Below are 19,365 nucleotides of genomic sequence, written 5' to 3'. Positions count from 1 at the left end.
TCCTAGTCTTCTAGATGAGCAAAGCCCATTTTATCACGAATCTTGTCATGCAAATCTGCAATGACTCCAGGTTTTTCAACTTTAGGAGCATTCTCATGAAGCAACCAAGTCTTAGCCCAGTGGGTATCAGTGACTGAAAACTGAGGTGCCTTCTCTTCAAAATCAATTTGCATCGCATAATCTGAACGAAGGGCAAAGGCATCACCTTTCAACTCAGTATAAAGAGACGGTGGTGTTCCTGGGATAGAGTACAATTCCCCTTTATCATCAGCAAGCTGTGGCAAGCTAGACAAGAGACTCCAAGTATATGGATGACGTGGATCGTAGAAGACTTCCTCAACAGTACCGTATTCTACAATTTCACCAGCATACATAACCGCTACCTTATCGGCAATACTTGCTACCACACCAAGGTCATGGGTGATAAAGATAATGGTAAAGTGGTACTCATTTTGCAAGGTTTTAAGCAAATCAATGATTTGCGCTTGAATGGTTACATCAAGGGCCGTTGTCGGCTCGTCACAGATCAAGATATCTGGACGACATGCAAGGGCAATCGCGATAACAATACGTTGACGCATCCCTCCAGAATATTGGAAAGGATACTCTTCAAAACGTTTTTCAGCATCTGGAATTCCGACCTTGTTCATATAGTCGATTGCCATCTCTTTGGCTTCCTTGGCTGTTTTCCCTTGGTGTTTAATGATCACTTCAGTGATTTGGCTACCGATTGTATTGATTGGGTCCAAACTTGTCATAGGGTCTTGGAAGATAGTCGCAATTTTAGCACCACGAATCTTCTCCCATTCCTTGTTAGAAGTAAGAGCGGTCAAGTCTTGTCCACGATAGTCGATGCTTCCTTGGGCAATACGTCCATTGTCTTCTAACATCCCTGTAAAGGTTTTTGTTAAAACAGATTTACCAGAACCAGACTCACCTACCAAGGCAAGAACTTCTCCTTCAATCAAGTCTAGAGAAACTCCTCGGATAGCCGTCAGAACTTTGTCACGAACGTCAAATTCCACGACAATATCACGAGCAGTCAAAATTACATTACTTTCTTTTGTCATGTCTACTCCTATCTATGTGTACGTGGATCACTAGCATCCGCTAGGTTTTGACCAACAACGAAAAGAGATAGGGATACCAAGATCAAGGTTGTCAATGGAATCCAGAACAAGTAAGCGTTGGTCGTAACGTTTTGTGAGTAATCTGAGATCAAACGTCCCAAACTTGGCACTGTTACAGGCAATCCCAATCCAAAGAAGGAAAGGAAGGCTTCATAAGAGATAAAACTTGGCAACATCAAGGTCATCGTAGAAACAATAACAGATACCAATTGTGGCATGATGTTTTTAACAATGATTTTAAAGGTTGGTGTTCCAAGTGTTTGAGAAGCAAGGTTGTATTCCAAGTCACGGTAACGCATGATTTGGATACGAATCATATAAGCAATCCCAATCCAAGTTGTCACACTCATGGCAAAAATCAAATTCCAGAAACCAGCACCAATTGAGTAAGTCAAGACAATGACAATCAAGAGGGATGGAATGTTTGAAATAATGTTATAAACCTCCATCATGACGCGGTCAACGGATTTTGAAATTCCCCAGATTCCACCAACAATAACCCCAATCACAAGGTTGATAAAAGTTGCAATTACAGAGATGAGGATAGAGTTACGCGCACCAAACCAAACCCCGTCAAACAAGGATTTACCATTGCTATCTGTACCAAACCAATGTTCAGCATTGGGCTTGATAAAACGAGCAGAGAAGTCATTGACCTTACTTACATCGTTGAAGTCAAAATCTGAGAACATTGGGTAAATAAAGCTCATCAAGATAATAGCAACCAAAATTCCTAGCATAAAGACGGTTGATTTTTTCTTTAGAAATTGTCTAAATACAGAACCCCAGTATGAATAGGCAGGAGCATCAATTGTTTCAGAGGCAAAATCGTCACGTTTTACGAACTGAAATTTTTCTTTATCGATTGTTGACATTATTTGCCTCCTTTCTCTGTCAATTTAATACGTGGGTCAAGCATGGTCATCCAGATATCACCTACAAAGAGTGAGAAGATAGAAATACATGTGAAGATGAAGACAAGACCAACTACCATTGAGTTGTTTGATGCCTTAACAGAATCAATCAACATTTTACCCATACCTGGGAAAGCGAAGACCGTTTCTGTCAATGTTGCACCACCGATAACTCCGATTACGGCACCAGGAATACCTGAAACCAAAGGAACCATGGCATTTTTAAAGATGTGTTTATTTGAAATTTCTTTTTCAGACAAACCTTTTGCACGAGCAAAACGAACGAAGTCCTGAGATTGCAAGTCGATCATGTAACGACGAATCCAGATAGCCGTACTTGGTGCACCCAACAAACCTAGAATAACTGCTGGCAAGACATAAGAACGCCAATCTCCAGCACCCAAAATAGGGAATGAGTCAGGCAGACCAATGGATGATCCAATCAAGCGGACGATGTAAACCAAGGCAATCGTTGGAAGAGCAAGCAAGAAGGTTAGAGCACCTGTCGAGAAGCTATCAATCCAAGTATTCTTGTGGCGAGCCATAGCAGATCCAAGTGGAATCGCAATCGCATAAGAAATAATCAAACCAATCAAACCAGCAACCGCTGAGCTTGCAATCATTGATGGGTATTGGTAATTGCTTTCTGTAGCTGTATATGGATCATCCTTACCATAGTTGGCTACCTCACGCGCATCTGCTTGACTTGGAGATTTGTAGGTACGAGAGTAGATATCTACAGATGAAGTCTTTTTACCTGTAGGGAATTGAACTTCTGATGTCTTAGTTTGTCCCTGACCTTGTGTGATAACTTGAAGCACTGGTGTGTTTGCATAAGTTGGGTAAGAGTCACCCAAGTTAATGTTCACAAAGTTTTGGTGTACAAATGGAAATTGATTGTTGAAATACAAAAGGTATTTATGTTTTGTACCTGAGCCAACCAATGACCAACCGATAGCAGGGTCATTTTCAAAACGAAGATAGCGTTCCAAGTTTGGATTTTCAGGGTCCTGGATCTTGTTTGGATGATCAATATCAATCAAGTTGGCATAGAATTTGAAAACACGTTCAAAAATTGGAATTTCACGCGTAGCATAGAATTGACCACTTTCTGAGAACACACCGAGTGTCCAACCATTTCCTAGTTGGTTGATGTATTTTTCGTAGATTGCCTTATTGGTATCATTGGCATCCACTGTTACAGATGAGTCCATCGTGCTAGCTCTTTCTTGCAACTCTTTGGTATCGTAGTACTCGATATAGCCCATCCGTTCATAAACGGTATTTTCATAATTATCCCGCTTATCCGGTGTCGTTGCAATCTTGTTATAGTTGGTATCCTGCTTGAAAATCAGTTTTCGAGGAACCATCGTATAGATAATTGTGTAGGTCAAAGTTGTCACCAAGAAAATAGACAACAATGAACGCAATACACGCATAAAAATATATTTCTTCATATCGTTTCCTTTTAAAATCCCAAAAGAACCTTCTCCTCATGGAGAGAAAGTTCTCTTGAGAGTTATTTATTTAACGTGATTAGCCAATTCTTTTTGAACTTTTTCGTTTGATTCTTTTTTCTCTTTGAGCCATTTTTCACGAGCTTGTTCATAGTCAGCTTTTGTTACAACCTTATCTTGTAACTGAATATACTTGAAGTATACGTCTGAGCCCTTATCTCCAGATTGACTGTATGATGCAGAGAAAGGCACAACACGAGAAATGATTGGTGCAGCACCACTTGATGACATAGCTGGCAAGAAGAGTGAGCTATCTGTCAACCAAGCTTGGGCAGCCGCATATTTTTCATAACGAACATTCAAGTCACTTGTTTCTTTTCCTGCTTCATCAACTAACTTATCGTATTCTTTCAAACCAACTTGAGCTGCTGCAGCATTATCTGCACCTTCGTAACCCATATAGGTTTTTGTTTGTTCAGCATTCGTTGTTTTCAAGATATCAAGGTAAGTTGATGGATCTTCATAGTCAGGGTTCCATCCAACAGCACCTGAGAGATCCCAATCTTCTGCCGCAGCGCTTGCTGCATAGTATGTAATATTCTGTAGTTCATCTGTAGTGATTTGTTGGATATCGATGACTACGTTTTCTTCTCCAAGTACTGTCTCAACGGATTGTTTGAAGGATTGAATACGTGCGATATAGTTTTTAGATGTTTGGTCTACTGGGATATCCAAGTGGATAGGGAATTTCACACCTTCTGCTTCCAATGCTGTTTTAGCTTTGGCAAATTCAGCTTTGGCTTTATCGGCGTTGAAAAGTCCATCTTGACCATCCGCAAAGTTTACATTCTTCCATTCATCACCGTAAGCAGCCATCTTTTCAGTTACCAAGTCACCGAAAGTTTTTTCGCCTGCAGAGACAAAGTCTGGTTTCACAAAGAGGTTACGAACTGCAAGAGGAGCACCTTCCTTACCGTTAATTTGTGCTGAGTAAGAAGTACGGTCAAAGGCAAAGTTCAAAGCCTGACGGAAGTCCTTGTTAAGAAGGGCTTTCTTAGTAGAAATCTTCTCTTCATCAGTTGTCTTAGAAGTGTATTTGTAACCTTGACGGTCAATATTTACACCCAAACCACCAATACCTGGACCTGATGGAGTGTAGTAGATATTGTCTTTGTATGTTTCTTCTACCTTAGAGTAGTTTGAACTTGTTGGGAAGAGACGGGCATAGCTATAAGCCCCACTTGTAAAGTTACGTTCAATTGATTCTTGATCTGAACCATCATAGTAAGCAAGTGTTACTTTATCAAGATGAACATTGTCTTTGTCCCAATAGTTTTCATTCTTCACAAATTCGATAGATGACTTAGCAGTCAAACCTCTCAGCAAGAATGGTCCATTGTAAAGCAATGATGTAGGGTCAGTCGCTTTACCAAAATCAGATCCTTTTGATTTTTCAAATTCTTCGTTCAATGGCCAGAAGATTGAGTAGGCCAGCTTAGAGTTCCAGTATGGTTCTGGTTTGTTCAAAGTGTATTCAAGGGTGTAATCATCAACTGCTTTTACACCGACTGAAGCAAAATCTTTATTGTTTCCAGCTATATAGTCAGCTAGACCTTTAACTGAATCTTCTGCTAGATACTTAGCTGCTGATTTATTGTCAGCTGCGTGTTTCAAACCATTTACAAAGTCTTTAGCTGTCACTTCAGCATACTCTTCGCCATCAGATGTCATCCATTTGACACCTTTACGAATCTTGTAGGTATAAGTCAAACCATCTTTTGAAACTGACCAGTCTTCTGCAACTGCAGGAACTAAATTCCCATACTTGTCGTTTGTGAAAAGACCATCGATACCATTTGAAGTGGCGACCTTAGTACTTTGTTTCCCTGAAATGAGGTAATCCAACGTTTCTGGGTCAGCTGTATAAACATAGCCATAATTTTTTGGCGCTGTTGAATCAGATGATTTTGAAGAACCACAAGCAGCTAGTACTCCTGCCGCTAATAAAGCAACACCTGCTGCAACAAATACTCTACTTTTTTTCATGTTTTTAACTCCTCTTGAAAAATTTAGGCTTATTGGAAATTATAACATATATTTTTTAAAAAGTAAACGAATTTTCAGAATATTTTGGCGCATTTCCTCAAAAAACTTCTATTTGTCAAAATTTCTGCATTCTTTGTTTGTTTCTGCAAGAAATACTTTCTAGTCTGATCTTCTTTAGAAAGGGATTTTTACAAGCTTTTTCTCACTTCTTCGATCATCATCTGTTTTCCTAAATTGGATTTTAGAATAAGAAACTATTGACGGGAAATGATTTTCAAGGTATAATAATAAACGTTGAGGCGGTATAGCCAAGTGGTAAGGCACGGCTCTGCAAAAGCTTGATCGTCGGTTCAAATCCGTCTACCGCCTTTCAGTACCTGAATGAACAGGAATTAACCAAATGAAAAGCCCGTAAAATCGGGCTTTTTCTGTTATTCCTAATAAGTGGGGATAACTGTATCTACCATCTAGATTTACAAAAAGCAGTGACTCAAGTCACTGCTTTATTCTGTTTCTTCTTCAGGTTCTAGTTCTGTAATTTGAACTTTTACCTTGGTAACACGTCCATTTTTCACCTTATCATTGGTCAGGACGATTTGTTTGTTTTGACTGACCAGTTCATAACTGATTTTTTCAGTTGTTGGAATCGTACCAACACCCGTCAAATAATAACCGGCGATGGTATCCACATCATCGCTTTCTAGTTCGACACCAAAGTAGTTATTGAAGTCGTTAAGATTCATGGTTCCCTGTGCAATATAGGTGTCCTCACCGATTTGATGGACTTCGATTTCTGCTCGGTCTGTCTCGTCGTCGATTTCTCCGACAATCTCTTCTAGAAGATCTTCCAGAGTTACCAAACCAGCCATACCACCGTATTCATCGAGCAAAATGGCCATTTGTCTTTGGGTATTTCGCAATTCTTTTAGCAAGTCATCCACAAAAATAGTTTCAGGAACAAAGAGTGGATCTTGTAAGATCTTCTTCCAGACAATATTTTCAAAGCCATCTGCATAGGCAGCGTTTAGCAAACGCTTGGTATGAATCAAACCAATCACATTGTCTTTATCCCCATCATAAACAGGGATACGTGAGAAATTTTGTTTTAAAATACTTTGGATAATGGTTTGACTATCATCCTGAATGTCCACCATAAAGGCATCTGTCCGAGGAACCATTAGCTCACGAGCCATTAGTTCATCTAGAGAAAAGATCCCCTGTAGCATTTCAATTTCATCTGCATCCAGTGTTTCTTCGCTCTTAGTCAACATGTACTCAATTTCATCTCGAGTCATTTTTTCATCCGCATCATCAAAGGTCATTGGCGTCACACGGCTCAATAGATTAGTTGAAGCTGACAGAAGCCAAACAAAGGGGCTGACAATTTTCCCCAAGCCAATAATGACTGGTGCTGTTCGGATAGCCAAGGTATCTTTCAGATTAAGGGCAATCCGTTTAGGATAGAGTTCCCCAAAGACAATAGAAATATAGGTCAAAAACGCTAAAGATAGAAAACTTGCAATAGCGTAAGCTGTTTCACTATTTCCTATCCAAGATGCAATTACTTGTCCAAGTGTATCTGCCAATTTTGCCCCTGATAAGATCGTGATTAAGGTGATACCGACTTGAATGGTTGATAAAAAGTGGTTAGGATTTTCAAGTACCTTTAACAAACGGATATAGCGTTTATCGCCTTCTTCTGCTTTTTGCTCTACTCGGGCACGATTTAGTGACACCATAGCCATTTCTGTAGCTGAGAAAAAGGCATTTAACAGGGTCAAGATAAATAACAATACAAACTGTAGCAACAAATTCTGACTGCTCGGGTCTTCCATAGTCCTTCTCCTAAAATAGTATCTTGTGTTCCATTATATCATAAAATCCATCAGGATTCACATTATTTTTCATTTAAAGAACAACTCCCCTGCCTCTAGAAGACAAAGGAGCTATTTTTATTGTATCTATTGTTTCTAATCCGTCACTGTTACTTGACCCGTTTGGTAATCAAGCTGGATTCCCTTTTGAACATTGGGGATTAGGACATTGAATTCCAATTCGCCATCTGAAGACTTGGCTTCGATTTGTGAAGCGGATGGAACTAGGTCCTCATTTGTCGCATAGTGGAGCGTCACGCGATAACGGACCCTCTTATTTTGGTCCAAGGCTTTTCTGACCAAACTCTCATAGTAGTTCTGACCTGTCGAATCCTCAGCCTGTGCTTGGTTGGCCCAAGCTGTCTGGACTGCAATGTTCTTGGGATTGCTGGTAGAAGCATCAAAGCCATCTAACCCACCTATCAAGGCATAACCCAATAAGTGCCCCCTATCTACTGCGTGTGTATAGGCTCCCTTTAGATTCTTGACCTGATGCCATCCTGGTGGCGTCCAGGAGGTTGAGCCGTTGCCTGTTTCTTCACGGTTCTTATACTGCCGAGTCGCTTTGGATAAGATGGCATTGGCAACAGTCGGGACTGTTTCTTTTCCAACTATCTTTGTCTTATTATCCGCATAGGGTTTGCTAGAAACCTTGGCATCTAGATTGGTTTTATTGCCATTGACAATGAAGGCCCCTGCTCCATTCCACTCGAGCCCCCCCTTGATTTGATTTTTGATTGACTCAGTTAAGACACTTTCAGCTAGCTCCTGACTGGGTGCTTCTGAAGCTTGTTTTTTCTGACTAACCTTGGTTCTAGGGCTATTTGGTACTGACTGCATCTGCTTGATGTAGTAGCTTCCAGCAGCCAAGAGTAAGAATAGAAGTAATCCTATCAGAGCTTGTCTTGTTTTTTTGTCCATTTTTCTCCTTATTTCTTTAGAAAAAGACTGGTCTCCCAGTCTAATTTCCTGTAAATTTGCTAATCAATTCCTGCCACTTTGCTGGAGACAATATAGCCCATGGATCCTGTCCCTTTCCTAGGATGCCATAACCAACCATCAAGCCGATTCCTAAAGCCAGAAAGCCTAGCAATAGTACGATAAAAATCAACAGTAAACGACGGAGTACATAGCGTAAGTTTTTATTCTTCTTCATCATTTGCCTCGATTCGCTGAATCTTCGCTCCTAGCTGAGCCAATTTCTCATGGAAACGGTAGTAACCTCTATCAAGGTGAACTAGCTTACCAACAACTGTTTCTCCCTGTGCCACCAGACCTGTCAAAATCAAAGCAGCACTAGCGCGAAGGTCCGTTGATAAAACTTCTGCCCCCTGTAAAGCTTGTCCCCCAACAATACGAGCTGTGTCACGGATAATCTCTGAATGCAAGCCCATACGGCGCATTTCCTCCAAGTGTTGGAAGCGATTCTCAAACACCGTCTCCACCATGGTGGATTCCCCTTTTGCGACGGTCATCAGAGCTGTAAATTGTGCCTGCATATCTGTTGGGAATCCTGGGTGCGGTAAGGTTTTTACATGAACAGCCTTGAGATTTTCAAGTTGAGAACGAACACGGATACCTTCTGATTCCTCTGTCACTTCAACACCCATTTCAAGTAGTTTTGAAATCAAGGGGCGATTGTGTTCCCAGACGGCATCACGAACGAGAACATCTCCACCAGTCATAGCTGCCGCCACCATAAAGGTTCCTGCTTCGATACGATCCTGTACCACATTATGAGTTGTTCCATGGAGTTCCTCGACACCAGTCACTGTGATGGTTTCGGTACCAGCTCCCTTGACCTTAGCTCCCATCTCATTAAGGAGAATAGCGAGGTCAACAATTTCTGGCTCACGCGCAGCATTTTCAATGACCGTCACTCCATCAGCTAGAGTTGCCGCCATCATGAGGTTTTGTGTTGCGCCAACACTTGGGAAGTCCATGTAGATATGAGCGCCATGCAGGCGTTCTGCCTTAGCTTCGATGTAACCAGCTGTCTGGGTAATCTTTGCCCCCATAGCTTCCAAACCTTTGAGGTGGAGGTCGATGGGACGACTCCCGATGGTACATCCCCCTGGCATAGAAACTTTGGCATGGCCTACACGAGCAAGGATTGGTCCCAAGACAACGATGGATGCCCGCATCTTGCTGACATACTTGTATGGAGCTTCCTCCGTGATATCACCAGTCGCATCAACCTCGACAACATGAGCTTCCTCATCAAAGTCCACCTTGGCATTCAGACCTCGAACCACTTGATTCATGGTGAAAACATCTGACAAGATTGGGACGTTCTGCAAGACTGTCTTACCCTTGCTTGCTAGAATAGTCGCTGCCAACAAGGGCAAGACTGCATTCTTTGCTCCCTCGATCGTCACACTCCCGACCAGACGATTATCTCCGCCTTGAACCACAATTTTTTCCATAGCTGTTTCCTTTACTTTTGATTTTATAATAGTCCTCTAAGCGCTTCTTGCCACAGTTGGTACAAACTGATAAAGAACGAACTCAAGATGTAGCCCATCACAATACTAAAGAAGCCTACCAACAAACGAACTTTTTTTGTGTTAATAGCAGTTACTTTTAAAACCTTTTCCCATCTCACAAGATCCTTTAAAAGGTAAAAACTCAAATAAATAAAGAGCATATGACTGCTTAGAGTGAATAATAATTGAACCATTTGACTATTATACCATCTTATCCGCTTGCGCGCTAGTTTTCGATTTTTCTACGAATTAGGGGTTGTTTTTAAGGTAATCAATCGCATCCTGCAAGGTTTTAACGGGCACGATTTTCATCTCTGTCTTGATGGCTTTGGCGGCGTCTAGGGCTGTTTCATAGTTGCTTTTCGCATTAGGATCTGCTTTTTTCGCTTCCTCGGTGACTGGATTGTCAGGAGCAAAAAAGACGTTGGCTCCCTGACGAGAGGCTGCAACTACTTTTTTGTCAATTCCACCAATGTCGCCAACATTTCCGTCCCGATCAATGGTTCCTGTTCCCGCAACGATGCGGCCATTACGAAGTCCTGGATCTGCTATCTGGGTGTAAATAGCGAGACTAAACATGAGACCAGCACTTGGCCCGCCGATACCAGCTGTAGAGAAGCGAATGGGAACATCACTGGTCACTTCCGTACGGTCAATCAAACCAATCCCAATCCCGTTTTTCCCGTTTTCGAGAGTGATAATTTTACCTTCAGCAGACTTGACTTTTCCGTCTTCTTCATAGGTTACCTTGACCGTATCCCCTAATTGTTGAGAATTGACATAGTCGACCAAGTCTTTTGAACTGTCAAATGTTTTGTCATTAACAGCCGTCACGGTATCTGCAATGTTCAGAATGCCCTTAAAAGTTGAATTGTCTGTCACGGTCAAGACATAAACTCCCAGATATTTGAGTTCAATATCTTTTCCAGCAGTCTTCAGTCCTTGATACTTGGCCATGTTTTGAGAAGTTTGCATGTAGAATTGATTGATCCGCATAAACTCTGCATCAGTAGAGCCACCCGTAGTCTCCTTGGCACTTCTAATATCCGTAAAGGGTGTTAACCAAGCATAGACAAGGTGCGATAGGGTTGCATGTCGAATCCCAACTGTCACAAACTGGTAAGCTCCTGCTTCTGTATCTTCTGTTTCATTGACTTTTAAAACTTGACGAATATCTTCCGCTCCACCTGGAACTTCTATGTAGTAAGGTAAAGGTACTACAAAGGCTAAAAAAGTCAATACTAGTGCTAGGATGACATATAAGGGCCATCTAGTTTTTTTCTTCATGTTCTAATTCCTCCACAACACTGTTTGGAACATATTGCTGAATCTCCTGACCAAACTTCAGAAGTTCTCTCATGGCTGACGAGCTGACATAGAGATGCTCTGGGCGACTATATAGGTAAATGGTTTCGATTTCTGAAGCCAGTTGATGATTGTAGTAGTCAAAACTAGCCTCATATTGCAAGTCTGTAGCATTTCGCAAGCCACGGACAAGAGTTTTGGCTCCCAGTCTCCTTGCAACATCGACGACTAGTTGGTCATGAGAAGACAGGACCTCTACATTTTCTAAATGTTCTACGGCTTTTTCAACTGCTCGTTTGCGATTTTCAACAGGGAGAAAACCTTGTTTGTGGGGATTGTAGAAAACCCCGACATAGAGCTTATCAAAGAGTTTGCTGGCACGTTCAATCATATCCAGATGTCCATTTGTCATTGGATCAAATGAACCTGTAAATAATCCAATTTTATCTGACATAGACTGTCACCTTACTAATCCCATATATTTTTTCCTTCCAGATACCTAAGCAGGCAATTTCTTCTGGAAGTTCTACAGACTTATCTGTTTCGCAGACGACCATGACTTCTTGGGAGAAGAGATTTCTTTCTGCCATTTTTACGATATCTGAAACGATTTGTTCTTTTGCGTAGGGAGGGTCTAAAAAGACCAGATTAAATGTCCCTCCGACTTGCTCTAGAGCTCGGTCAGCCTCCATCTTTAAGAGCTGAAATTTGGAAACTTCTTTGGTCATTTGAATATTTTCAGTGATGACTGCTTGGGCCTTTCTATCCCGTTCCACTAAGACAGCACTGGACATCCCTCTTGACACAGCTTCAATAGACAGACCGCCACTGCCAGCATAGAGATCCAAGACACGACCACCCTCAAAATAGGGACCTATCATGTTAAAGATAGCTCCTCTCACCTTATCAGATGTCGGCCTCGTCGTCTTTCCTTCTAGCGTCTTGAGAGGACGCCCTCCATAGATTCCTGATACGATTTTCATACCGTTTATTATACCAAATTATAGGCAAAAAGAGAAAGAAAACCGAACCTTGCGGTTCGATTCTCTACAAAATATTTTCGTACGTATCGCGAACTTCTTGAGGCCAAACACTGGTCTGAACCTCTCCGATGTGTTTCTTACGAAGAAGGAACATGGCCATCCGAGACTGTCCGATCCCTCCACCGATTGTCAGTGGAAAAAGGCCGTTAAGCAGGGCTTTATGCCATTCCAGCTCAAGACGATCTTCGTCTCCTGTAAGAGCCACTTGGCGACGAAGGGTATCCTCATCTACCCGAATCCCCATTGATGAAAGTTCAAAGGCACAACCAAGAGATTCGTTCCAAACGAGAATATCGCCATTCAACCCCTTGTAGCCATTTTCAGACTCTGTTGTCCAGTCATCGTAGTCAGGTGCACGGCCATCATGAGGTTTTCCGTCAGGCAACTCGCCACCGATACCAATCAAGAAGACTGCACCAAACTCTTTACAGATTGCATTTTCACGCTCTTTTGGTGTCAAGTCTGGGTAACGTTCTACCAACTCTTCTGTATGGATAAAGGTGATTTGCTTTGGCAAGATGGATTCGATATCATAGCGGGCTTCTACGGCTAGCTCTGTCAGACGAATAGCCTTGTAAATCTTCTCAACGGTTTCTTTGAGATAGGCGATATTGCGTTGACCATTTGGGATAACCTTCTCCCAGTCCCACTGGTCCACATAAACTGAGTGGGTCGCATCAAGCGAATCTTCGTCTGGACGAAGGGCCTTCATGTGAACAAATAGACCCTCACCTTCACCGAAACCAAAACGAGCCAAGGTGTGGCGTTTCCATTTGGCAAGTGAGTGAACGACTTCATAGGTTTCATCTGGAATCTGCAAAACCTTGACAGATACTGGATTTTCGACACCTGATAGGTTGTCCTGCATCCCATCCCCGACCTTGCTCAAGATAGGACCTTGAACTTCAACAACTTCTAACTTATCTTTCAAATACTGGGTAAAAGTGTTCTTCACAAAGGAAATTTCTTCTTGTTGATGAATAAAACTTTTCTTCATAAACAGCTCCTCAAAAATTAGTTAAAAGCATTATACACCTATTTCCAAGAAAAGAAAAGAGTAAATAAGAAAAAGTCAGTGCTCTTTTGAACACTGACTCTGTCATTCATTAATCATTTCGACCAAAGATTCGTAAGATGCTAAGGAAGAGGTTGATAAAGTCTAGATAGATGCTGAGCGCCATTGAGATGACCCATCCTGTCGCTACTTGCCCTCGTGACTGCTCATAAACATAGCGAATCTTTTGGTTGTCCCAAGCAATCAAACCTGAGAAAACCAAGACCATGGCAATACTAATCATGTAGTCAAAGAAACTATTGGCTAGAAAGAGGTTAACGACCATGGCAATAATTAACCCGACAAGCGCAGCCATCAGAGCTCGTCCCATTCCACTCAAATCTTTCTTGGTGAAAATTCCGATTGCCGCCATGACAAAGAAGAGAAGGGCACTGGATACAAAGGCTGATAAGACGGTCCCAGGTGTATAGAGGGCTACGACAAAGCTGAGCGTAAAGCCATTTAAAACAGAATAAACTAAAAATACTGGGAGAGCTGCTGGGCTATTTTTTGTAGCCATGCTACTTGCAACAAAGACTAAACCAAGTTCTGCAAAAGTTGCAATCATCAACCAGAGACGGCCATGCATTAAAAAGTAAGTCAATTGAGCTTGGAAGACTGTCAACATCAAAGCTGACACGAGAGCCGATAGACCAATCCCAAGTCCCACAAAAGCATAAACCTTAGCGTAAAATTGATTAAGACCTGAACGTTCTTGAATAATCGTTTGATTCATTCTGATTCTCCTTTTTCTATAAATATGTCTTGATTATAACAAAGATTTTATAAATTAGCTAAAATAAAACATCAAAATTCCTGCTGCAACTGCTACGTTGAGACTTTCTGCTCGGCCTTTCATGCCAATATGAACCAGCTGATCAGCACTCTCAGCCATGACAGAACTAATCCCCTGCCCTTCATTTCCCATGACTAAAACAAAGTTCTCTAGTGAAGAAAGCTCACGATAATCCTTTGACTCTCTCGATAAGGTCGTTGCCAGAATGGGCAAATTGCTCTTCTTTGCCTCTTCTACAAAGCTGACAAGAGGCATACGATAGATAGGCAAATGAAAATGACTTCCTTGCATGGAACGCAGGGTCTTGAGACTGTATATATCTGCTGACTTGTCTGAAACAATAACCCCTGTAAAACCTGCCGCATCCGCCGTCCGAATCATGGTGCCCACATTACCAGGATCTTGAACATCCTCTAAAAATAGAAACTTGCCCTGATGGAGATCGGGCAGACCCACTTCTTCTTTTTGGACGATTGCTACGATTCCCTGTGGTGTTTGAGAATCTGCCAAATCCAGCAAAATCTCCTCTGAAACCCAGATAGTTTGAGGAAAAGCAGCTAGCTGATCTCGGTAACTTTCTAGGGCAAAGATCTTTTCAATCGTCACTCCTGCTTGAACAGCTTCTTCAAACAAGTGCCAGCCCTCAATCAAATAAGCAGACTTTCGATATTTTTTTTGATGTAATTTCTTGGCATTTTTTACCACAGAATTGGCTTTTGAGGTTATAATAGTCATAGAAATATTATAACACAATCAAAGGGGTTTGGTATGCAAAAGGTTAGAATGATTGCCCAAGGCAGGGTGCAGGGTGTTGGTTTTCGCTGGGGTGTTTGTACTTTAGCTCTTGAAATCGGTGGCATCACTGGTCGTGTCTGGAATAACGACGATGGCACAGTGGAAATTCTTGCTCAGGCAGACTCCTCTGCCACTATGGCAAAATTTATCCAAGAAATCCGAAAAGGTCCGACACCTTTTTCAAAAGTTACCTATCTAGATGTACAAATGAGCAACTTTTCATCCTATTCGGACTTCAAAGTCGCAAATTAGGTCTCTAGAACTATTGTATATTTTACAAAAAAACAGTAGAATAGAAAGGTATAATTTTTAAAGAAGGAATGAAAACATTGAAATCTATTAAACGTTTTGCCCTCTCTGCTATGGGAGTGGCTTTGCTACTCGTCTTGACAGGCTGTGTCCAAGTAGACAAAGCAACAGGACAACCCACAGGATTGATTTGGAATACCATCGGAGCACCTATGGCTGAAGCTATCAAGTACTTCGCTACTGATAAAGGTCTAGGCTTTGGTGTGGCTATCATTATCGTAACCATTATCGTACGTTTGATTATCTTGCCACTTGGTATCTACCAATCATGGAAGGCAACGCTTCACTCTGAAAAGATGAATGCCCTCAAACATGTCCTTGAGCCACATCAAACACGCCTCAAAGAAGCAACAACTCAGGAAGAAAAACTAGAAGCCCAACAAGCTCTCTTTGCAGCTCAGAAAGAACATGGCATCAGCATGTTCGGTGGTGTAGGATGTTTCCCTATCCTCATTCAAATGCCTTTCTTCTCTGCTATCTACTTTGCAGCCCAATACACTGATGGAGTAGCTAGCTCTACCTTCTTGGGTATCGATCTTGGTTCACCAAGTCTGCTCCTTGTCGCTTTCGCTGGTATCCTCTACTATCTCCAATCACTCCTCTCACTTCATGGAGTAGAAGACGAGATGCAAAGAGATCAACTAAAAAGAATGATTTACGTGAGTCCACTCATGATTGTCGTCTTCTCCCTCTTCGCACCAGCCAGTGTGACGCTTTACTGGGTTGTCGGTGGTTTCATGATGATTCTCCAACAGTTCATCGTTAACTATGTTGTTCGTCCAAAACTTCGCAAAAAAGTTCGTGAAGAATTTGCTAAAAACCCACCAAAAGCAAGTTCGTTTTCAACTGGAGGCGGACGCAAAGATGTCACTCCAAACCAAGCAACTGCGATCATGACCAATAAGAAACATAAAAAACGCAATGCTGGTAAACAACATTCTAGAAAATAAGAAAAAAAGCTTAGCTGAAAGCTAGGCTTTTTATGCATCACAAAAGCCCGATGTCTCCATCAGGCTTCTTTTTTATCCATGAACACGTTTCATGTAGTCTTGATAACTTTCTGTATCCATCAATTCCTTGGCATTCTTAACACGGTCTGCTGTTGGAGGTTTGACCCCTTCAAGCGAATAAGGAATTCCAAGTTCACGCCATTTGAACTCACCCATCGTGTGATAAGGTAGGATTTCAAACTTGTCAACGTTTTTGAGGGTTTTAACGAATTTACCGAGTTCGATCAGGTCGTCATCTCTGTCTGTCAACCCCGGAACCAGCACGTGGCGAATCCAAACAGGCTTCCCAATATCTGATAGGTACTGGGCACAGGCCAAGATGTTCTTATTGGTTTGACTGGTTACAATCTTGTGCTGTTCTTCGTTGATTTCCTTGATATCCAGGAGAACCAAGTCTGTCACCGCCATGAGTTTATTAAACTTTTCGAGATAACGTGGTTTATTACGGAACGGAAGGGCACAGGTATCCAAGGTACAGTGGATTCCTTTTTCCTTGGCCTTGGTAAAGAGGGCAATCAAGAAATCAATCTGTAAGAGGGCTTCTCCTCCACTGACAGTGATTCCTCCCTTGTCTCCCCAGAATCCACGGTAGCGAAGGGCTTCTGACAAAACATCGTCTACTGTCCGTTCGCGTGATTTATTGGTCTCCATCGCCCATGTATCGGGGTTATGACAGTACTGGCAACGCATGTGACAGCCCTGCAAAAAGACAATAAACCGAATCCCAGGGCCATCTACCGCCCCAAAACTCTCTGTCGAATGCACCATTCCTGTCACTTGTCCATAGTCAATTGTTTCTTCAGACATATCGTCACCTTCCTTGAAACCGTTTTATAGTTTTATTATATCACGAGTAAGGGGAAAAACAAGGTTTTTTGTCTATTTTTTAGAAAGCAATCTGTTTTTCACTTTCATTTTCAATTTCTTTTACTAATCCGATTCAAAATCAAAACCATACAAGGTTGCGAAATAGTCCTCAGGGCGCTCTGCACGGCGGATTTGGCGGGCTTTTCTTTCTTCGGTATAGAGAATTTCTGCTGAGCGTAGTTTAGCATTGTACTGGTAACCCATGGAGAATCCATGTGCACCTGTATCATGAATCACCAGCAAATCACCGATTTCTGTATGAGGTAGTTCGCGCTTCACCGCAAATTTATCATTGTTTTCACAGAGTGAACCGACCACGTCTACCACCTCAACAGCTCCGTCTGGATGAGTAAGATTAGTGATATGGTGGTAGGCCCCATACATGGCTGGACGCATGAGGTTGACTGCTGAAGCATCCACACCTAGATAGGTACGGTAAGTTTTTTTCTTATGAGTGACTCTTGTGACCAAAGCTCCGTGAGGGGCTAACATAAAGCGGCCCAATTCGGTGAAAATTTTAACCTGACCAAGACCTGCTGGCGTAAGGACTTCCTCATAAACCTTACGAACTCCCTCACCAATCACAGCAATGTCATTTGGCTCCTGCTCAGGACGATAGTTGACACCAATACCGCCGGAAAGATTGATAAAGTCTAACGAAATACCCAACTTTTCCTTGATTTCAACAGCCAATTCAAAAAGCTGACGCGCCAACTCTGGGTAGTAGAGATGGATGACAGTATTGGATGCTAGGAAAGAGTGAATCCCAAATGTCTTGGCTCCTTTTTCCTTTAAAACTGCAAAGGCTTCAAAAAGCTGGTCCTTGGTCATGCCAAACTTGGCTTCTCCAGGATTGTCCATGATATCTGTTCCTAGCTCAAAAACGCCTCCAGGATTGTAACGACAAGAGATGATTTCTGGAATACCTGCTGCACGCTCCAGATGTTCAATATCTTCAAAGGCATCCAAGTTAATAGTTGCACCCAATTCACGCGCATAAGCGTACTCTTGGTCTGGCGTATTGTTTGATGAGAACATGATCTCAGAACCGGGGAAATCCAGTTTATGGCTCATCAAAAGTTCCACATAACTAGAACAGTCCACACCACAACCTTCCTCTTGGAGGATTTTCAAGATGGCTGGGGTTGGAGTGGCCTTGACGGCAAAATATTCTTTGAATCCCTTATTCCAAGAAAAGGCCTGGTTGACTGCTCTTGCTTTTTCACGAATCCCCTTCTCATCATACAAGTGAAAGGGAGTCGGGAACTCTGCAACAATTGTTTCTAAATCTTCACGGCTGATAAATGGTGTTTTCATAAGCATCCTTCTATTCTGTTTGCAAAGAAAGGCTGGGACAATCGTTCCAACCTTTAGTTCTATCTCTTATTTGTCTTCGTCAAAGATATTTCCAATCTCAACATCGATGGATTGGTTCTTAACATCAATATTGGTTACTTTCAAGAGTGACTTGTAATCAAACTGCTTTTCACGTTCTTCTTGGGCATTGTCTGCAAAGACTGCGACACCAGCTAGTTCAGAATCAAACTCACGCAAGAGACTAATCATCCCGTTGACAGTTCCGCCGCCTTTCAAGAAGTCATCCACAATCAAGACACGACTGCCTGCCTTGAGACTGCGTTTTGAAAGGAACATTTTCTCAATGCGGTCACCGCTGGAACCTGAAACATAGTTGACGCTGACCGTTGAACCTTCGGTAATTTTCAAGTCACGGCGCACAATGACAAATGGAACGTTGAGGACATTGGCAACTGCATTTGCGAGTGGCACACCTTTTGTTGCTACTGTCATAACGGCATCGATTTTTTGGTCCATAAAGCTCTTGGCAATGATGCGCCCAATATTTTTCAAAATGGCAGGTGTACTGAGCAAATCAGATAGGTAGATGTAGCCACCTGGCAAGATACGGTCGCTTTCTGAAAGTTTGTCACGCAAGTCGGCGATCATTTCTTTGGCTTCATGACTCGAGATTGATGGTGTAAAGATAACGCCACCACCTGCTCCAGTCACAGTCTGAATATGGCCGATTTCGATTTCCTCAAAGGCACGCTTGATAATCACGATGTCCTCTGAAATCGATGATTTAGCAGATTCGTACTTTTCTGCAAAGGTATTGAGACTGGTTAGTTTGTATGGATTATTAATCAAATAGTTGGAAATGACAACCATCCGATCACTTCTTCTTAATTTCATTTTTATTTACCATTCCATTTAATTTTGATATTTTATCCATTATACCATATTCACATAAAAAAACGAAC

20 protein-coding genes and 1 tRNA gene are annotated in these 19,365 nt (G+C 42.0%); 3 read left to right on the top strand and 18 right to left on the bottom strand.

The features are described from left to right. Positions 1 to 2 precede the first annotated feature (2 nt). From MK395_RS00340 to MK395_RS00325, 4 genes are all read right to left on the bottom strand, one after another. On the bottom strand, positions 3 to 1,070 hold the full coding sequence (locus tag MK395_RS00340) for an ABC transporter ATP-binding protein (protein WP_084860336.1): 1,068 nt from the start codon (positions 1,068 to 1,070) through the stop codon (positions 3 to 5). An 8-nt stretch (positions 1,071 to 1,078) separates the two neighbouring features. Further along, a complete protein-coding gene (gene oppC, locus MK395_RS00335) occupies positions 1,079 to 2,005 on the bottom strand; it encodes an oligopeptide ABC transporter permease OppC (RefSeq protein WP_000103692.1) in 927 nt (308 codons plus the stop codon). Next, on the bottom strand, positions 2,005 to 3,501 hold the full coding sequence (locus tag MK395_RS00330; RefSeq protein ID WP_049520606.1) for an ABC transporter permease: 1,497 nt from the start codon (positions 3,499 to 3,501) through the stop codon (positions 2,005 to 2,007). Before MK395_RS00330 ends, oppC begins: the two co-directional genes overlap by 1 nt. 66 nt (positions 3,502 to 3,567) lie before the next feature. Beyond that, entirely contained in the window at positions 3,568 to 5,547 is a 1,980-nt protein-coding gene (locus MK395_RS00325) for a peptide ABC transporter substrate-binding protein (RefSeq protein ID WP_049479469.1), read from the bottom strand. A gap of 298 nt (positions 5,548 to 5,845) precedes the next feature. Here MK395_RS00325 and MK395_RS00320 point away from each other — a divergent pair. Further along, a tRNA-Cys gene (locus tag MK395_RS00320) sits at positions 5,846 to 5,916 on the top strand. Between the two features lie 134 nt (positions 5,917 to 6,050). On the opposite strand, the gene MK395_RS00315 is transcribed toward MK395_RS00320, so the two are convergent. From MK395_RS00315 to MK395_RS00265, 11 genes are all read right to left on the bottom strand, one after another. Next, complete coding sequence (locus MK395_RS00315; RefSeq protein WP_268711050.1) at positions 6,051 to 7,382, bottom strand: hemolysin family protein; 1,332 nt, start codon at positions 7,380 to 7,382, stop codon at positions 6,051 to 6,053. 135 nt (positions 7,383 to 7,517) lie between these two features. After that, positions 7,518 to 8,342, bottom strand: a complete 825-nt coding sequence (locus tag MK395_RS00310; RefSeq protein ID WP_000359005.1) for a DNA/RNA non-specific endonuclease — start codon at positions 8,340 to 8,342, stop codon at positions 7,518 to 7,520. Positions 8,343 to 8,382: 40 nt separating this feature from the next. Next, positions 8,383 to 8,577 carry a DNA-directed RNA polymerase subunit beta gene (locus MK395_RS00305; protein WP_000739701.1) on the bottom strand — a complete coding sequence of 65 codons (195 nt, stop codon included), beginning with the start codon at positions 8,575 to 8,577 and terminating at the stop codon, positions 8,383 to 8,385. Further along, complete coding sequence (murA, locus tag MK395_RS00300) at positions 8,564 to 9,847, bottom strand: UDP-N-acetylglucosamine 1-carboxyvinyltransferase (RefSeq protein WP_000411918.1); 1,284 nt, start codon at positions 9,845 to 9,847, stop codon at positions 8,564 to 8,566. The genes MK395_RS00305 and murA overlap by 14 nt, the downstream gene beginning before the upstream one ends. 23 nt (positions 9,848 to 9,870) lie before the next feature. Next, on the bottom strand, positions 9,871 to 10,101 hold the full coding sequence (locus tag MK395_RS00295; RefSeq protein ID WP_080980999.1) for a DUF1146 family protein: 231 nt from the start codon (positions 10,099 to 10,101) through the stop codon (positions 9,871 to 9,873). A 55-nt stretch (positions 10,102 to 10,156) separates the two neighbouring features. Continuing rightward, positions 10,157 to 11,194 (bottom strand): SepM family pheromone-processing serine protease, encoded by a 1,038-nt coding sequence (locus MK395_RS00290; RefSeq protein WP_049479467.1) that lies wholly within the window; start codon positions 11,192 to 11,194, stop codon positions 10,157 to 10,159. Next, entirely contained in the window at positions 11,178 to 11,666 is a 489-nt protein-coding gene (gene coaD, locus MK395_RS00285; protein WP_268711049.1) for a pantetheine-phosphate adenylyltransferase, read from the bottom strand. Before coaD ends, MK395_RS00290 begins: the two co-directional genes overlap by 17 nt. Then, positions 11,656 to 12,195 carry a 16S rRNA (guanine(966)-N(2))-methyltransferase RsmD gene (rsmD, locus tag MK395_RS00280; protein ID WP_049479465.1) on the bottom strand — a complete coding sequence of 180 codons (540 nt, stop codon included), beginning with the start codon at positions 12,193 to 12,195 and terminating at the stop codon, positions 11,656 to 11,658. Before rsmD ends, coaD begins: the two co-directional genes overlap by 11 nt. 64 nt (positions 12,196 to 12,259) lie before the next feature. Then, the gene (asnA, locus tag MK395_RS00275) at positions 12,260 to 13,252 is read right to left on the bottom strand and encodes an aspartate--ammonia ligase (RefSeq protein WP_000747998.1); all 993 of its coding nucleotides are present in this window, start codon (positions 13,250 to 13,252) and stop codon (positions 12,260 to 12,262) included. 109 nt (positions 13,253 to 13,361) lie between these two features. Further along, positions 13,362 to 14,045: a Bax inhibitor-1/YccA family protein gene (locus tag MK395_RS00270; protein ID WP_001076860.1), complete on the bottom strand. Its 684-nt coding sequence runs from the start codon at positions 14,043 to 14,045 to the stop codon at positions 13,362 to 13,364. A 54-nt stretch (positions 14,046 to 14,099) separates the two neighbouring features. Then, entirely contained in the window at positions 14,100 to 14,840 is a 741-nt protein-coding gene (locus tag MK395_RS00265) for a TrmH family RNA methyltransferase (protein WP_268711048.1), read from the bottom strand. A 33-nt stretch (positions 14,841 to 14,873) separates the two neighbouring features. Here MK395_RS00265 and MK395_RS00260 point away from each other — a divergent pair, with 33 nt between their 5' ends. Continuing rightward, positions 14,874 to 15,152, top strand: a complete 279-nt coding sequence (locus MK395_RS00260) for an acylphosphatase (RefSeq protein WP_001174608.1) — start codon at positions 14,874 to 14,876, stop codon at positions 15,150 to 15,152. Between the two features lie 77 nt (positions 15,153 to 15,229). Further along, positions 15,230 to 16,159, top strand: a complete 930-nt coding sequence (yidC, locus tag MK395_RS00255) for a membrane protein insertase YidC (protein WP_247929682.1) — start codon at positions 15,230 to 15,232, stop codon at positions 16,157 to 16,159. Between the two features lie 72 nt (positions 16,160 to 16,231). Here yidC and pflA read toward each other — a convergent pair whose 3' ends face one another. The 3 genes from pflA to purR all read right to left on the bottom strand — a co-directional run bounded on the left by pflA (position 16,232) and on the right by purR (position 19,297). Further along, positions 16,232 to 17,026, bottom strand: coding sequence for a pyruvate formate-lyase-activating protein (gene pflA, locus MK395_RS00250; RefSeq protein ID WP_033629301.1), 795 nt, complete (start codon positions 17,024 to 17,026; stop codon positions 16,232 to 16,234). A gap of 123 nt (positions 17,027 to 17,149) precedes the next feature. Continuing rightward, entirely contained in the window at positions 17,150 to 18,403 is a 1,254-nt protein-coding gene (locus tag MK395_RS00245) for a diaminopimelate decarboxylase (RefSeq protein ID WP_268711047.1), read from the bottom strand. A gap of 66 nt (positions 18,404 to 18,469) precedes the next feature. Beyond that, entirely contained in the window at positions 18,470 to 19,297 is an 828-nt protein-coding gene (gene purR / locus MK395_RS00240) for a pur operon repressor (RefSeq protein WP_002874197.1), read from the bottom strand. Positions 19,298 to 19,365 lie beyond the last annotated feature (68 nt).

Origin of the sequence: Streptococcus oralis (assembly GCF_026782085.1) — a bacterium.
In the GTDB taxonomy this organism is placed as follows: domain Bacteria; phylum Bacillota; class Bacilli; order Lactobacillales; family Streptococcaceae; genus Streptococcus; species Streptococcus oralis_DA.
This window is presented reverse-complemented; position numbering and strand designations above follow the sequence as displayed.

Coding starts and splice junctions, on each gene's coding strand:
- MK395_RS00340 (WP_084860336.1), bottom strand. CDS start 1,070: ATGACAAAAGAAAGTAATGTAATTTTGACTGCTCGTGATATTGTCGTG.
- oppC (WP_000103692.1), bottom strand. CDS start 2,005: ATGTCAACAATCGATAAAGAAAAATTTCAGTTCGTAAAACGTGACGAT.
- MK395_RS00330 (WP_049520606.1), bottom strand. CDS start 3,501: ATGAAGAAATATATTTTTATGCGTGTATTGCGTTCATTGTTGTCTATT.
- MK395_RS00325 (WP_049479469.1), bottom strand. CDS start 5,547: ATGAAAAAAAGTAGAGTATTTGTTGCAGCAGGTGTTGCTTTATTAGCG.
- MK395_RS00315 (WP_268711050.1), bottom strand. CDS start 7,382: ATGGAAGACCCGAGCAGTCAGAATTTGTTGCTACAGTTTGTATTGTTA.
- MK395_RS00310 (WP_000359005.1), bottom strand. CDS start 8,342: ATGGACAAAAAAACAAGACAAGCTCTGATAGGATTACTTCTATTCTTA.
- MK395_RS00305 (WP_000739701.1), bottom strand. CDS start 8,577: ATGAAGAAGAATAAAAACTTACGCTATGTACTCCGTCGTTTACTGTTG.
- murA (WP_000411918.1), bottom strand. CDS start 9,847: ATGGAAAAAATTGTGGTTCAAGGCGGAGATAATCGTCTGGTCGGGAGT.
- MK395_RS00295 (WP_080980999.1), bottom strand. CDS start 10,101: ATGGTTCAATTATTATTCACTCTAAGCAGTCATATGCTCTTTATTTAT.
- MK395_RS00290 (WP_049479467.1), bottom strand. CDS start 11,194: ATGAAGAAAAAAACTAGATGGCCCTTATATGTCATCCTAGCACTAGTA.
- coaD (WP_268711049.1), bottom strand. CDS start 11,666: ATGTCAGATAAAATTGGATTATTTACAGGTTCATTTGATCCAATGACA.
- rsmD (WP_049479465.1), bottom strand. CDS start 12,195: ATGAAAATCGTATCAGGAATCTATGGAGGGCGTCCTCTCAAGACGCTA.
- asnA (WP_000747998.1), bottom strand. CDS start 13,252: ATGAAGAAAAGTTTTATTCATCAACAAGAAGAAATTTCCTTTGTGAAG.
- MK395_RS00270 (WP_001076860.1), bottom strand. CDS start 14,045: ATGAATCAAACGATTATTCAAGAACGTTCAGGTCTTAATCAATTTTAC.
- MK395_RS00265 (WP_268711048.1), bottom strand. CDS start 14,840: ATGACTATTATAACCTCAAAAGCCAATTCTGTGGTAAAAAATGCCAAG.
- MK395_RS00260 (WP_001174608.1), top strand. CDS start 14,874: ATGCAAAAGGTTAGAATGATTGCCCAAGGCAGGGTGCAGGGTGTTGGT.
- pflA (WP_033629301.1), bottom strand. CDS start 17,026: ATGTCTGAAGAAACAATTGACTATGGACAAGTGACAGGAATGGTGCAT.
- MK395_RS00245 (WP_268711047.1), bottom strand. CDS start 18,403: ATGAAAACACCATTTATCAGCCGTGAAGATTTAGAAACAATTGTTGCA.
- purR (WP_002874197.1), bottom strand. CDS start 19,297: ATGAAATTAAGAAGAAGTGATCGGATGGTTGTCATTTCCAACTATTTG.